Annotated in this window: 9 protein-coding genes and 1 pseudogene; 3 read left to right on the forward strand and 7 right to left on the reverse strand. The window is 72.4% G+C overall.

Translation table 11 applies throughout. The features are described from left to right. Nucleotides 1–75: 75 nt before the first annotated feature. The 3 genes from NQU54_RS08735 to NQU54_RS08745 form a co-directional block, all read right to left on the reverse strand. Nucleotides 76–2,016: a hypothetical protein gene (locus tag NQU54_RS08735; protein ID WP_257630566.1), complete on the reverse strand. Its 1,941-nt coding sequence runs from the start codon at nt 2,014–2,016 to the stop codon at nt 76–78. Between the two features lie 725 nt (nt 2,017–2,741). Beyond that, nucleotides 2,742–5,876, reverse strand: coding sequence for an alpha-N-acetylglucosaminidase (locus tag NQU54_RS08740; protein WP_257630567.1), 3,135 nt, complete (start codon nt 5,874–5,876; stop codon nt 2,742–2,744). 125 nt (nt 5,877–6,001) lie between these two features. Continuing rightward, complete coding sequence (locus NQU54_RS08745; protein WP_079257337.1) at nt 6,002–6,649, reverse strand: LuxR C-terminal-related transcriptional regulator; 648 nt, start codon at nt 6,647–6,649, stop codon at nt 6,002–6,004. A 203-nt stretch (nt 6,650–6,852) separates the two neighbouring features. Between NQU54_RS08745 and NQU54_RS49190 the strand changes: the two genes are divergently transcribed. Beyond that, nucleotides 6,853–8,265 carry a PT domain-containing protein gene (locus NQU54_RS49190; RefSeq protein ID WP_308408473.1) on the forward strand — a complete coding sequence of 471 codons (1,413 nt, stop codon included), beginning with the start codon at nt 6,853–6,855 and terminating at the stop codon, nt 8,263–8,265. A gap of 20 nt (nt 8,266–8,285) precedes the next feature. Here the strand turns inward: NQU54_RS49190 and NQU54_RS08755 are convergent. Both NQU54_RS08755 and NQU54_RS08760 read right to left on the reverse strand, forming a co-directional pair. Beyond that, nucleotides 8,286–8,429: pseudogene (locus NQU54_RS08755) on the reverse strand (VOC family protein); the annotation flags it as partial. 186 nt (nt 8,430–8,615) lie between these two features. Next, nucleotides 8,616–9,890 (reverse strand): sensor histidine kinase, encoded by a 1,275-nt coding sequence (locus NQU54_RS08760; RefSeq protein WP_257630568.1) that lies wholly within the window; start codon nt 9,888–9,890, stop codon nt 8,616–8,618. 238 nt (nt 9,891–10,128) lie between these two features. Here NQU54_RS08760 and NQU54_RS08765 point away from each other — a divergent pair, with 238 nt between their 5' ends. Next, a complete protein-coding gene (locus NQU54_RS08765) occupies nt 10,129–12,324 on the forward strand; it encodes an MMPL family transporter (protein ID WP_257630569.1) in 2,196 nt (731 codons plus the stop codon). Between the two features lie 186 nt (nt 12,325–12,510). On the opposite strand, the gene NQU54_RS08770 is transcribed toward NQU54_RS08765, so the two are convergent. Both NQU54_RS08770 and NQU54_RS08775 read right to left on the reverse strand, forming a co-directional pair. Next, on the reverse strand, nt 12,511–13,101 hold the full coding sequence (locus tag NQU54_RS08770) for a winged helix-turn-helix domain-containing protein (RefSeq protein ID WP_100807468.1): 591 nt from the start codon (nt 13,099–13,101) through the stop codon (nt 12,511–12,513). Between the two features lie 73 nt (nt 13,102–13,174). Next, nucleotides 13,175–13,306, reverse strand: coding sequence for a hypothetical protein (locus NQU54_RS08775; RefSeq protein WP_256649896.1), 132 nt, complete (start codon nt 13,304–13,306; stop codon nt 13,175–13,177). Between the two features lie 191 nt (nt 13,307–13,497). On the opposite strand from NQU54_RS08775, the gene NQU54_RS08780 reads away from it, so the two are divergent. Continuing rightward, nucleotides 13,498–13,938 (forward strand): SPW repeat protein, encoded by a 441-nt coding sequence (locus tag NQU54_RS08780; protein ID WP_069869286.1) that lies wholly within the window; start codon nt 13,498–13,500, stop codon nt 13,936–13,938. Nucleotides 13,939–13,955 lie beyond the last annotated feature (17 nt).

The raw sequence follows: 13,955 nt of genomic DNA on the forward strand, positions 1-13,955 counted from the left end.
CGGACCTCGGGGTTCAGGGGCGGAGCCCCTGGTATCGGGAAGGGGCGGGGAGGGGAAAAACCCACCCGGCACCCCCTAGCGCAGGGGGCCCAGCCGATCGCCGTTCACCAGCCGGGCCCTGAGGTCGGCGCGAGCGCCCGCCTTGGCGGGCAGGGTCAGGCCGCGCCCGTAGGAGCGGCCCCGGACCCCACCCGTGGCGACGATCCCGGTGACCTGGCGGCTTCCGGCGGCCAGTAGGTACCAGTGGCCGGATCGCGCCTTCCACAGCACCCCCGCCAGCACCCGCGGCTCGCGCGGACCGCAGGCGGGGGAGTTGTCGGCGCCGGCGGCGACCGCGCCCGACGCGCCCCGGCGGGTGTCCCACGGCTGGAACTGGGCGAGCACCTTGCTGCCCGTGCCCCGCCAGGTGTCGGCCCGGGTGCACAGCCACGCCGCGTGGCCGCCCGCCTCCGGCAGGGCCTGGGCGGCGAACCGCCAGGCGTTGACCGAGCGCACCCCGCGCGTCCGCATCATCGCCAGCCGGCACCCGGTCCTGGCCCAGCTCGCACGGGCCGCCCGCCCCGCCACATCGCGCACACCGGCGCCGGGGGCGCCGTAGGTGAGCCGGGCCGGGGCCAGTTCGCCCAGGTCGGCCACGAGCCGTGAGCCGAACTGAAGCGCGGGCCAGCCACGGCAGGGCCGCAGCCGCGGAACGGTGCGCACCGGGTCGGTCACCCCGTCCCCGGAGCGGTGCAGCGGACGCGGCGCCACACCCGGGCGCAGCAGATCCCGCACCCAGGCGTGGCGCACCCAAGGGGCGGTCAGATAGCGGACGTTGCCGTCGGTGCGGCTGAGGACCAGCGCGGTCGAGGTGGCCGCGTCGGCGGAGTCCAGCCGGGCGAAGTCCAGCGCGACCGCGCCGCCCTCGCCCGTCTCCGCGTACCGCGCCACCCGCAGCCCGTCGTACAGCAGCACCACCGACGCCTGGTCCACTTCGCCCGCGAACAGCAGCTGCGGCGGGCCCGAAGGCGGCCCGGACTGTGTGCCCAGGGTGGCCGACACCCGCACCGAACGGCCCGGCCGCGCCCAGACGGCCAGCGCGCGGCGCAGCAGCTCGGTGTCCCGGACGCGGTCGCCGCGCGCGGGCCAGGAGGAGAAGTCGGCGCGGGAGGCGGTGCGCCAGGCGTCGGGCGTGGCCCGCGTCAACCGGTCGGGATCCAGGGCCCGTTCGGAGGACGGATTGCGGGCGTACGAGGGCGCGGCGGCGCTGGTCGGCCCCCAGCCCTCGCCCGGCATCCCGAGCAGCGTCCCGCACACCACCAGCGCCACCACGGCCACCAGCACCGCCCGCAGATGCTGACGGCGGCGCATCAGATCGGTGGGCCGCGCCTGGAGCGAACACGGGTCGAACTCGGCGGACTCCAGCAGCGATCCGTCCCGGCTGCCCGCCGGATCGGGCACCGACTCCGCCTCCTCCAGCGCGGCCCGCGCGTCGGTGACCCCCGCCGTGCGCAGCAGGGTGCGCGTCTCATGCTCGCCGAGCTGCTCCAGCTCCAGCAGGACGTACGCGGCGCGGCCGGGTCCGGACAGCTCCGACAGCGCCTTCTCCAGGGCGAGTTCATCGGCCCCGCCGGAGCGCGGGAACAGCCGCAGCCCGAACACCTGCGGCAGCGCCGGGGGCCGCTGCCACCAGCGTCGCGGCCGGGCGGCGCGCAGCGCCAGCCGCAGCACCCGCAGCCGCACATAGGCGTAGCCGGAGTCGGCGGCCGGGCCCTTCGTCCCGCGCTGCCAGGGCAGTTCGACCTCGGGGTGCTGGTCCGGGCCGGTGCCGTAACCCCGGTTGCGGGGCAGCGCGCGCTGGGCGAGGGCATGCGCCGCGAGCACCCGGCGGGTGCGGCCGATGCCCGGCGGCAGGATGAGATACGCGAGCCGCACCAGCCGCGGGTAGTGCTCGACGAGGGCGGCCTCGGCCTGCTCGACGTCGATCAGGCCGGTGGTTTCGTCGTCGGGGGCGACTGTCGCCTGGTGCTGGTCCACGTGTCGTGAACGAGTGGTGGGCGGGGTTGGTCACCTACGGGGCGTCCGGCGGGCCTTGACGCCTGCGGCGGGCTGCTCCCCTCCCCGCCCCTTCCCACAACTGGGGCTCTGCCCCAGACCCCGGGGCTCCGCCCCAGGCCCCGCTCCGGGGCTCTGCCCTAGGCCCCGCTCCGGGGCTCTGCCTCAGGCCCCGCTCCGGGGCTCCGCCCTAGGCCCCGCTCCGGGGCTCTGCCCTAGGCCCCGCTCCGGGGCTCCGCCCTAGGCCCCGCTCCGGGGCTCTGCCTCAGGCCCCGCTCCGGGGCTCCGCCCCAGTCCCCGGGGGGCCATGGGCGCAGGCCCTGCCCCGCGGTGGAGCCCCCGCCCCCCGGCGGAGCCGCATGTCGACGCTTTGACCCCGGGCATCGTCGAGCCGGCCGGCGTCGCCGTGAACACCCGCACTGGCAGGCTGATCGCGGGCGGCGCGCCGGTGCGAGGGAAGGCCGGGCGGGCGCCCGCGCGCGTCCAGCCCCTCCGGCGATTGAGGAGCGGGGGCTGGGGCGGAGCCCCAGTTGTGGGAAGGGGCGGGGAGGGGAGCAGCCCGCCGCAGGCGTACGCCTACCGCCGGATACCCCCTGCGCCCCCTGAGCCGCCGGACACCCCCTGCGCCCCCTGAGCCGCCGGACACCCCCTGCGCCCACTGAGCCGCCGGCCCCCCTGCGCCCCACCCCGCCCCCGACGCCAACCCGCTACGGCGTACCGGTCTTCCAGCCGCTGAACTCGACCGTCCCCCGGGCCCCCGTGCCGCCGTTCGCCGCGCTCATGAAGATCCCGGCGTCCTGGGACGCCGCCGCGCCCGGCGCCGTCACGGTGGCCACCTTCCGCCAGGTCGCGCCGTCGTCGGTGGACAGCTCGCCGGTGTAGGAGGTGGCGGCGGTGCGGGTCAGCCGCAGCAGCACGGGCGCCTTGACACCGGTGATCCGCTGGTAGGTGTCCAGCGTGCCGTCACCGCCCGAGTCGTACGACAGGACGACACCGTTGGCCGGGGTCACGGAGAGGTTCACGAAGCCGGGGGAGCCCGCCGTGGCGAGGTCGTCGCGGACGATGATCCCGGCCCGCGCCCACGGCCCGGTGGCCGCCTGGGCGTCCACCTTCACGGTCATGGCCGTGCCCACCGTAAGGACGCCATCGCGGTAGACGGAGCCGAATTCGGCGGTGCCCTTCCACAGGTCCTGGCCCGCGCCGTCGATCGCGAACCGCTCGTCCAGCTGCCCGAAGACCGCACCGCTGTTGGTGACCGTCCGCATCCCCTCCGGCAGCGGTCCGGCGATCCACAGCGTCCCGGTGCGCACCGCCCGCACCCGGTCCTCGCCCCGTGGCCCGTAGCTGACGCCCAGCTCGTACGGCAGCGGCTTCAGGGGGTGCTCCAGGGGGTCGCCGGGCGCGGTCGCGCGCCAGCGGACCTCGCCCGTGCCGCCCGCCGGGACGCCGGGCAGCCGGGTCGGCCCGTCCGGGGCCGGGTCAAGACCGGTCACGGCGAGGTCGAAGTCGACGCGGCCGGTGGGGCGCAGCCCGTTGACGTTGCGCAGCGCGGCGGTGAGGGACGCGGAGCCGCCGGGCGGCATGGTGGCGGGCTCGGCGGTGACGGTCAGCGTGCCCTGGTACGGGGCCCTGGCCAGCGCCTCGTACACCCGCTGGGCGGTGCGGTGGGCGTCCGCCGTCGGCCGCACCGGATAGCTCTTGCGCTCCCGTGTCCACGGCTCCTCGACGGCGTACCAGTCGAAGGAGCGCGGCGCCCGGTCCTCCGCCAGCGCGTCCTCCAACTCGTCCAGATAGGACTGCCACTGGGGGAGGTGGAAGTCGGCGATGAGGCCGCTCCAGTCGCGGTTGGCGTAGTTGGCCAGCTTGCCGCCGTCCGCCGTGGCGCGGTCCGCCCAGGTGGTGACGAGGGTGCGCGCGGCCCGCTCCAACTGGGCCGACTCCTGCTCGCCGGACGCCATCCGCTTGGCGTCCTCGAGCCACGGGCCCAGCAGGAACCGCCGGTGGGCGCCGGTCATGTCGTCGCTGAGCCGCATCAGCTTGAGCCACAGCCGGGACAGCGTCCGGAAGGCGTCGCGGTCCTTGCGTTCGTAGGCGTCCTGGAGCTGCGGGATCAGCTGCCAGGAGCGGTTGGCGAGCGCCTGCCGCGCGATATCGGTGAGGTCGTGGCGGTAGGCGTCGCTGTCGCGCAGCCCGGCGCGCACGCCCAGCAGCGCCGCGAAGGCCGCGTCGAAGCCGGCCGGGTCGAAGGCGGGGGTGTGGGTCGCGTAGTTGGTGCCCGAACGCGCGGTCAGGGAGGGGCGGGAGGCGAAGACCGAGTCATGCGGGCGGCCGTCCTTGCTGCTGATCTCGTACGCGGTGTCGCGCAGCGCGGCGAACGCCTCCCGGGCCCCGGTGTCCCGTCCGCCGTAGCGCACATCGGCGTAGGAGCGGAACCACTCGGCCCGGTCCACCGCTTCCTCGCGCCACGCCAACTCGCTGAACAGCTCGAACGCGGCCGGGTCCCGCTCGACCGCCTCCGGCATATAGGCCGTGCCGACCAGCTTGCTGCCGGGTTTGTCGCGCCAGACCGTGAACCGCCGGGCCCACATATGGGTCTTGGCGCCGATGGTGGTGCGGCCGCCGAAGTTGGGGATGGTGCCGAACGCGTACGGCACCGAACCCCAGTCCTTCTCCCGGTCGGTGACGGTGTCCAGATCCGAGAGGCCGTCCACGATGAGCATCCGGTCGTGGTCCACGGCGTTCAGCAGATCGCGGCGGGGGTTCTCCTGCCAGCCGAGGATCACCCAGGTGGCGCCGGGGCGGGCGGTCCGGAGCGAGGTCTCCACGGCGCGGGCGGCTTCCGGCACGGGGACGTCGCCGGGGTTGCCGCCCTCGTGCAGCAGATCCATCTTGAACAGCTCGGCCTCGCCGAAGAGTTCGCGCTGGTGGCGGTAGAAGGCGGCGGCCACCTCGCGGAACACCTCGGTGCGGGGATCGAGCCAGTCGGGCCGCCTGAGCCCGTTCCAGTCGCCCTGCGGAACCGTACGGGCCCCCGGGTTGCGGTCGGCGAAACCGTCCGGAACGGTGCCGAAGTAGCCGGGGAACACCGGCCGCATGCCCAGCTCCCGCAGCCGGCCGGCGATCCGCCGCCCCAGCTCCGTGCGCTTGGCCAGCAGTGCGGTGGACACCGGGCCGCCGTATCCGCTCATGTTCTGGAGCAGCCACCACGGCTGGTGGGAGGGGGCGGGGAGCCAGGCGCGCGCCTCGGCCTCCGTATAGCCGAAGTCCTGGAGCAGCCGGTGGTAGACGGCCTCCTGACCGGCGGTGACCAGCAGTTCGTTGCAGCCGTGCAGGGCCGCGACATCGATCAGATGCTCCCAGCGGTCCCAGTCGGCGAACGGCGCGGTGTAGCCGTCATGGGTGTCGTTGAACGCGAAGCGGTGCGGCAGCGCGGTCGAGTGTGTGACGCGCCGGGCGGGCGCGGGCAGCCTCTTCGGCAGGTTCAGCTGGTCGCCGGACCAGGTGAGCTGTGCGTGGCAGGTGTACTTGAGGTACCAGTGGACCCCGGTGAGCAGCACCGCCGGGCTGGTGCCGGAGACCGTCGGCCGCCCCGTGGACCCGCCGATCTCGAACCGCTCCCGCTCGCCCCGCCGCTCCAGCGCCTCCAGCCGGAACTGATCCGCGTGCTCCGGCAGCAGCCGCCGCAGGGCGGCGCGGGCGGGAGCGGTGTCGAAGACGGTCACGGCGACATCCTGTGCGTCATGCGGCTCGTCGGCCATCACCGGTAACCGGCTCCCCAGCGTGGCCCCGGCCCCCAGTGCTCCGGCTGTTCCGATCAGCGTGCGTCTGCTCAGGTCGCTCATGCGCCCCCCAACGGACAACGGCCAATGCCTCGTATGGAAAAGGCACTTAACCAGCGTTACCGGGTGGGAGCAATGGGGCGCACGGGAGGTCTCGGCCCACCTCCCGGCCGAAGGGCTTCGCCGGATCAGCCCCGGTCGAGGTAGGCCAGCACCGCCAGCACCCGGCGGTTGTTGTCGTCCGACGGCGGCAGGCCCAGCTTGCCGAAGATATTGGAGGTGTGCTTGGCGACCGCCCGCTCGGTGACGAACAGCTGGGCCGCGATCGCCGTGTTCGACCGCCCCTCCGCCATCAGCTCCATCACCTCGAGCTCCCGTGGCGTCAGCCGCCCCATCGGCTGGTCCTGGGCGCGCCGGTCCAGCAGCTGCGAGATCACCTGCGGATCCATCGCCGTGCCCCCGGCGGCGACCCGGCGCACCGCGTCGATGAACTGATCGGCGTCGAAGACCCGGTCCTTGAGCAGATACCCGATGCCGCCGCTGCCGTCCGCGAGCAGCTCCCGTGCGTACAGCTGCTCCACGTGCTGGGACAGCACCAGCACCGGCAGCCCCGGCCGGGCCCGCCGCGCCGCCAGCGCGCACTGCAACCCCTCGTCGCTGAACGACGGCGGCAGCCGCACATCCACCACCGCCACATCCGGCTCCAGCTCCGCCAGCGCCTTGCTCAGCTCGGGCCCGCTCTCCACGGCGGCCACGACCTCGAAGTCGTACGCCTCCAGCATCCGGACCAGCCCGTCCCGCAACAGGAACAGATCCTCGGCGACCACAACACGCACGACGGCTCCAAGACTTCGTCGGGCCCCTGGGTGGGGGACGTGACCGAATCCGACGAATGTACCGCTGTGCGGTGAGCGGGAGTGCCCGACGCCTGGCCCTGCGGGTTGGGCGCCCCGCGCGGGGAACCGTTCTGCCGGATTCCGCGTAATGTCCTCTTGACGTGCTGCTGCTGGCTGGTGGCGGGCGAACGAAGGGGGAGCCGGTGCTGGGTCGGATGCGGGTGATGGTGGGCGTGGCGGTGTCGCTTTCGGCGGCGTTGGTGGCGTGCGGGCCGGAGAAGGAGAAGGAGTGGACGGGGGCGGAGCCTTCGAAGGGGTCCGCGGCCGAGGCCGCGCGGTTCGCGCCGTTGGTGCGGCTGGCCAAGGGGGAGTCACTGTTGCCGATGGACGCGACGCGGTTCATCGGGCGGTCCGCGCTGCGCTTCGACCACGAGGGCTTCTGCCGTGACGAGGGGCCGGTGGCCGATCCGATCGACCCGCGGCGGTTGGGGAGTAAGGACAATTCCTACAAGCACGCGGAGGTGCAGCCGGGGAAGTCGTCGTCCAAGCCGGTGTCCTGCCCCGGACACGGGGATAAGTGGCACACCTCGACCGAGGCCGACGGCGGTTTCTATCTCGACCCGCCGAAGGAGGTGCGGAAGGGTGAGGGCACTGACGCGCCGGTCTACTGGGAGTACCACAACCACAAGACCGACCCGAAGCGCGCGGCGTACGTCTACTGGTTCTTCTACGCCTACAACAGCCTGACCCCGGGCAACCGGCACGAGGGCGACTGGGAGCGCGTCGCGGTCCAGCTGCGCGACGGCAAGCCGGAGGCGGTGACGTTCGCGAAGCATGGCAAAGATACGTGCGGCGTGAAGTGGTCGGAACTGGATCCGCAGGACGGGCATCCGACGGTGTACTCGGCGCGTGGTTCACACGGCTCCTATCCGACTGACAAAAACCAGTGGGTGAACGGCACGCTCGATCGGCCCTCGAAGGGCGGCGCCGAGTGGCGCACTTGGGAGCACGCCCGCCCTGTCAACCGCGAGCCCTGGTGGGGGTACGCCGGGTGGTGGGGGTCGCAGCAGCATGTGAGCGGATTCAACGGGCCGATGGGCCCGCGCCCGGGGCGTCTGCTGTCGGGCATCTTCACCAACGACAGTTGCGGGGGCGGTGACAAGGCGCCGACCGATCCGCCCAAGGACCAGCCCACGAATCAGCCCACCGGCCAGCCCACCCAGCCCACCGGTCAGCCCACCGGCCAGCCCACGGACCAGGCCGCGCCCAGGACGAAGGAAGGGGCGATCCGGCGGTACGAGGAGTATCTGCACGCCGTCGGCCGGGAGGACATCAAGACGGTCTGTGAGGTGGCCGGGCCGGCGGCGAAACAGGCGGAGGATCAGGGGTTCGGTCCGTGCACGTCCACGTTCCTCGTCACGTTCCAGATGATCTCGCCCACGCAGAAGAAGGCTCTGCAAACGGCGACGGTCGACCCGCAGAAGGTCGTCGTACGAACCCCCGATAAGTTCGACATCCCGGCCGCGGCGGTCAAGGCCCCCGTCACCTTCTCCGAAAACGAGATCGGGACCAGCACCCTGGAGTACATGAAGGACGACTGGTACATCACCGACTGAGCGCGCAGCGCGCCGGGGCGTCAGCGGTGGCCCGGGACGTTGTCCACGCGGCCGCCCGGGTCGCGGACGAAGAAGCGGCGGACGCCCCACTCTCCGTCCTGGAGGGGGCGGACGATCTCCGCGCCGGCCTCGCGCATCGCCTCGTACGCCGCGTCGACGTCGTCGGTAGACCCGGGGCGGCGGAAGGGCGGCGAGCCGCCGGGCGATCAGCCGGCCCTCGGTCCGGCGCTGTTCCGGTGTGGCCTCCCTGGCGCTCTCCAGCAGCCGCCGGACGATCAGCGCCGCGTTGTGGTCGGACGTCCTCGGCCGCGACCAGATCGGCCAGCGGGCGGCACTGGGCGCCCAGTGGATCATCGCGCGGCGCCCCGCGCCGAGAGTGTGCAGGGGATCTCCATCGTCACCATGGTCGGCCCGCCGGTGGGGCTGCTGACCGCGAGGACCCCGTCGAAGGTGCCCAGGCGGCGCTCGACCCCGCTCAGCCCACCGCCCGGGGTGATCTCCGCGCCGCCGTGGCCGTCGTCGGTCACGGCGATGCGCAGCATGCCGTCCTCGTGGTGCAGGTCCAGCCACATCCGGGAGGCGCCCGCGTGCTTGGCCGCGTTGGTCAGCACCTCGCTGATCGCGAAGTAGGCGGCCGATTCGACCGGTTCCTCGGGGCGGCCCGCGAGGTCCACGTCCACCTCCACGTCCACCGCCATCCGCAGTGTCAGCGCGCGCACCGCGTCCCCCAGACCGCGCTCGGCCAGGACCGGCGGATGGATGCCACGCACCAGGTCGCGCAGCTCGGCCAGGGCCTCGGCGGAGTTGGTACGGGCCGCGGCGAGCAGCTCCTTGGCCTTGGCCGGATCCCGTTCGATCAGGGCCTCCACCGTGCCCAGGCTCATGCCCATCGCCACGAGCCGGGCCTGGGCGCCGTCGTGCAGATCGCGCTCGATGCGGCGCAGTTCGGCGGCGGAGGTGTCCACGGCGTCATGCCGGGTCTCGGTGAGCCGCCGCACCCGCTGCTCGAGCTCCATATGCGGGGTCGGGTCAAGGAAGGCGCGCGAGAGCAGGAAGTGGCCGCGCAGCAGGAGGGGCGAGACGGCCGTTCCGGCGGCGATGAAACCGGCGCCGACCGGGACGGCCAGGAGGGCGGTCCACTGCGAGTCGATGGGCAGGAACGCGTACCAGTAGGTGCCGCCCGCGTCCACGATCGGCTGCCACACCCCGGCGGCCAGGACGAACCCCTCGAGCCCGTACGGCATGAAGGCGAAGGCCAGCAGCGCGATGACGTATCCGGCCGTCATATCGATCTGAAGCCACAGCAGATCGCGCCAGGTCGCCGGGTCCTTCAGCAGAAAAGTGCACAGCTCCACCTGTCCGGTGACCCCCGAGCGCCGATCGGCCGGCAGCGGCCGGTACGGCAGCTGGATCCGTACATCGGCCCAGGTGGCAGCGAGCAGCCGGCGCTGATTGGCGTGCGCCCGCACCGCGCGGATCAGGGGAGGGGTGGTGAACACCCCCACGCCCAGCGGGATGAAGCAGATCGACACGATCGTCAGCACGGACAGGGCGATCGACACCAGCGCGAGCCACGACACGGCGAACCCCCGTACGCAGGCCGTCAGCGCTCTACGTCCCTTCATCCGGCTTCCCCTCGCAGGTCGGATCCTCAGGCCCGCACCGGCGGGCCTCATCAGTCTGGCAGCGCCCCGCCGCCCGGACACGGGGGCCCGCACACCGCCCGGGGGTGTACCTGGCACCACCTCCCCGCCTCGCCTTATGGCTCGGCGACTGGGTGGCTGCCCGGCTGGGGCCCGGACCTGCGAATTTCTAACGTCGTGGCATGACCTGTTCCGTCCGTACCTCACGGGGAGAGATGCCATGAGTGCAACGAGGAAGAGCCTGGCCGTGCGGCTGGGCGGGTGGTCCACCCGCCACCGCAAGACCGCGATCATCGGATGGCTGCTGTTCGTCGTGGTCGTCGCCGTGGTCGGCGGTATGTCGGGATCCCGGCAGATGACCAATTCCGAGAACGGTACGGGCGATTCCGCACGTGCGGAGAAGATCCTGGAGGACGCGGGCCTCCAGACCCCGGCCGGAGAGATGGTGATGCTGCGCAGCGACCGCCCGGACGGCTGGCGGGACGCGGCCCGCGACCTCTCGGGGCGGCTGGAGCGGACCGGGGAGACGGTGCGCGTCCAGCCCCCGGTGCGCTCGGAGAACGGACGGGAGGCCCTGATCAGCTTTGAGATGAAGGGCGACCCGGACACGGCCGGGAAGCGGGTGGAACCGGTCGTCGAGGCGGTGCAGAAGACCGAATCGGCCCATCCGGGGATCGTGACGTACGAGTTCGGCGACGCCACCGCCCAGCACCGGCTCGACGACATGCTGACCGACGACTTCAAGAAGGCCGAACTGACCGCCGTACCGCTGGCGCTCGGCATTCTGCTGGTGGTCTTCGGGGCGCTGGTCGCCGCGCTGCTGCCGGTGCTGCTCGCGGTGACCGCCTGCGTCGGCACCTTCGGACTGCTCGCCCTCGTCAGCCACCAGCTGCCCCTGTTCGACTCCACCAACTCGGTGATGTTCCTGGTGGGCCTGGCTGTCGGGGTCGACTACTCGCTGTTCTATCTGCGCCGGGAGCGCGATGAGCGGGCCGCGGGCCGGGACGCCGGGGCCGCGCTGCGGATCGCGGCCGCCACCAGCGGCCGGGCGGTGCTGATCTCCGGGGTCACGGTCATGCTGGCGATGTCCGGGATGTTCCTGTCCGGGCTGCTGCTGTTCCACGGCTTCGCGGTCGCCACCATCCTGGTCGTGCTGATGGCGATGCTCGGCTCGGTGACCGTGCTGCCCGCGATGCTGTCCTGGCTGGGCGACCGGGTCGACGCCGGACGGGTGCCGCTGCTGAACCGCCGCCGCAAGAAGGGCGTGCACGCCAGCGGTGGCGTCTCCGGCAGGCTGATGCGGCCCGTCCTGGCCAAGCCGAAGCTGTTCGCCGCAGTATCGGGCGCGCTGCTGCTGGTGCTGTGCGCACCCGCCCTCGGGATGAAGACCGAACAGCTCGGCCTGGAGAAGCAGTTCGGCTCGGATGCCGCCATCAGCGTGGCGTACAAGGAGATCATCGACTCCTTCCCCGGCGGGCCCGCCCCGGCCGAGGTGGTGCTGCGCTCCGACGAGGTCGACTCGCCCGGCTTCCAGGCGGCCGTGGCGGACTTCAAGAAGGGGCTCGCCGACTCCGGGCGGTTCGGCAGGACGGTCGACGTCGAGACGCACCGTACCGAGGGGGTGGCCAGGATCGAGGTGCCGCTGGCCGGCGACGGTCAGGACGCCACCTCCCGGCGCGCCCTGGACACCCTGCGGGACGATCTGGCCCCGAGGATCCTCGGGCCGGTCTCCGACCAGGTGTACGTGAGCGGTGAACTCGCCTCGAACCGCGACTTCAACGACCAGCTGAAGACCGATATCGCACCGGTCTTCCTCTTCATCGCCGCCGTGACCTTCGTACTGATGCTGCTCTGCTTCCGGTCGCTGCCGATCGCGATCGTCTCGATCCTGCTCAACCTGCTGTCGGTGGGCGCCGCGTACGGCACGATGACCGCCGTCTTCCAGCACGGCTGGGGCGCGGAGCTGCTGGGGATGGAGCCGGCCGGGGCGATCGAGTCATGGATGCCGCTGTTCGTCCTCGTCATCCTCTTCGGGCTGTCGATGGACTACCACGTCTTCGTGGTCTCGCGGATCCGGGAGGCCCATGAGCGGGGGCTGGCCACCCGCGACGCGATCCGCGAGGGCATCCGGACGACGGCGGGCTCGGTCACCGGGGCGGCCGCCATCATGGTCGCCGTGTTCGCGGTCTTCGCCCTGCTGCGGATGCAGGACATGCAGCAGATGGGCGTCGGGCTCGCGGTCGCGGTGCTGGTGGACGCCACGCTGGTGCGGATGGTGCTGCTGCCGTCGGTGATGGCACTGCTGGGGGAGCGCAACTGGTATCTGCCGCGCGCCCTGCGGTGGCTGCCGAACGTCAGCCACGGCGAGGAGCCGGTGGAGCGGCCGCGGCCGCCGCTGGTCGGGGCGGGCCGCTGAGGTCCGCGGCGTACACCTCGGCTACGCACGCGCCCGCCGTGCCGGACAGGCTCCTGGCCTGCCCGGCACGGCGGGCGTTCACCGGTTCGTGGCGTCACGGCGTCACGGCTTCATGACGTCACGGCTTCATGGCGTCATGGGTTCGCGGCGTCATGCATTCATGGCGGCGCGCGCTCGTGGGAGCGGTCAGGCGGTGGGCACGTACTTGTACCCCACCCGCCGCACCGTCACGATCGTCCCCCGGTGCTCGCGGCCCATCTTGCGGCGCAGCCGGGCCACATGGACATCGACGGTACGGCCGTCGCCGACATGGCCGTACCCCCACACCGTGGTCACCAGCTGATCGCGGCTGTGCACCCGGTGCGGATGGGCCACGAGATGGCTCAGCAGCTCGAACTCGAGATAGGTCAGGTCCAGCGGCCGCCCCGCGACCTCGGCGGTCCGCCGGTCGGGATCGATCCGGATGAGCTCGTCACCCGTGGTCGCCGGTATCCCCTCCGGGGGCGGCGCGGCCGCCTCGGGATGCTGACGGTCGGCCGGGACCAGCACCAGATAGCCGACCATCGGCGGATGGCCGGGGAGCGTGGGCACGGTGTGCGGGGGAGCGGGCAGCCAGGTGGCGCCGGGGTGCAGCAGATCGGCGACCGGCGGCACCTCGTCCGGTGCGACGGCCCGCAGCCGCTGGCGGGCCGCCGAAGCGGGCGCAGCGGACGGGGCGGACTGGGCGGATGGAGTGGCGGGAGCGGAGGCGGAGGACAGACGACGCAGATTCGTCATGGAGGTCAGCTCTTTCGCGCGAGAAGGCGTCAGTGGACGTCGTGCGCGCGGGCTGGGCGGCTGGGCGAAGAGATCAGCGGCCGAGCGAGCGGGCCCGCGCATCGGATGCGCGGCAACACTCGCGGTCGAAGTGGTGCGCCTGCCGGGATGGCCAGAACGGCTCGAGGTCATAACGACCCGTCGCGATGTCGTGGAGGCTGGCCATGGCCCTATTGAAGCAGATATCGGGCCCGGGGCGCTCGGCCGTTGAGCAGGAAGAGGCGCGACGGCAAACTATACGCCATTGGGTGCGAATCCGGCATCTACCTATAAGCCAGGGCGAGGCGCACAATAGTGGTGCGGTGTTTTTACCGCACTGCGCGGTCAGACTTGCATGGATCGAAGGAGGCGAGTCGAATGGCCGACGTCTCACGAGCGAGAGGCGATCTCACGGGCCACCCCGACGTGACCGAGATGCGGGAGCGTTACGCCCGCATGATGGACGCGAGGGACGTTGTCTTCCTCGACGGGCCGGTGCTTCTCGCCGGTCTGTACTTCGCCATCTCTCCCTGGGTGGTGCACTTCTCGGGCACCAACCCCAACCTCATGGTCAACAACCTCATCCTCGGCATCACGGTCGCCCTGCTGGGGCTCGGCCTCACCACGGCGCCGAGGAGGATGTACAGCCTGTGCTGGGCCATGTCCGCGATCGGTATATGGATGATCATCTCCCCCTGGGTGGTCGCCCGGGGCGCCGATGCCGGGGTGATCGCGAACAATGTTGTCGTGGGTGCCATCACCTGCCTGTTCGGCCTGATCGCGGCCGGCATGGTGATGCGGAAGGGCAGGGAAACCTGACCGGACGCTGAATCCCT

This window comes from Streptomyces malaysiensis subsp. samsunensis, from assembly GCF_024519315.1.
GTDB classification, from domain to species: Bacteria; Actinomycetota; Actinomycetes; order Streptomycetales; family Streptomycetaceae; genus Streptomyces; species Streptomyces malaysiensis.

What these genes read in the sequence shown, in the direction of transcription:
- NQU54_RS08740 (WP_257630567.1), bottom strand. Translation starts at nt 5,876, where the DNA reads ATGAGCGACCTGAGCAGACGCACGCTGATCGGAACAGCCGGAGCACTG.
- NQU54_RS08760 (WP_257630568.1), bottom strand. Translation starts at nt 9,890, where the DNA reads ATGAAGGGACGTAGAGCGCTGACGGCCTGCGTACGGGGGTTCGCCGTG.
- NQU54_RS08765 (WP_257630569.1), top strand. Translation starts at nt 10,129, where the DNA reads ATGAGTGCAACGAGGAAGAGCCTGGCCGTGCGGCTGGGCGGGTGGTCC.
- NQU54_RS08770 (WP_100807468.1), bottom strand. Translation starts at nt 13,101, where the DNA reads ATGACGAATCTGCGTCGTCTGTCCTCCGCCTCCGCTCCCGCCACTCCA.
- NQU54_RS08775 (WP_256649896.1), bottom strand. Translation starts at nt 13,306, where the DNA reads ATGGCCAGCCTCCACGACATCGCGACGGGTCGTTATGACCTCGAGCCG.
- NQU54_RS08780 (WP_069869286.1), top strand. Translation starts at nt 13,498, where the DNA reads ATGGCCGACGTCTCACGAGCGAGAGGCGATCTCACGGGCCACCCCGAC.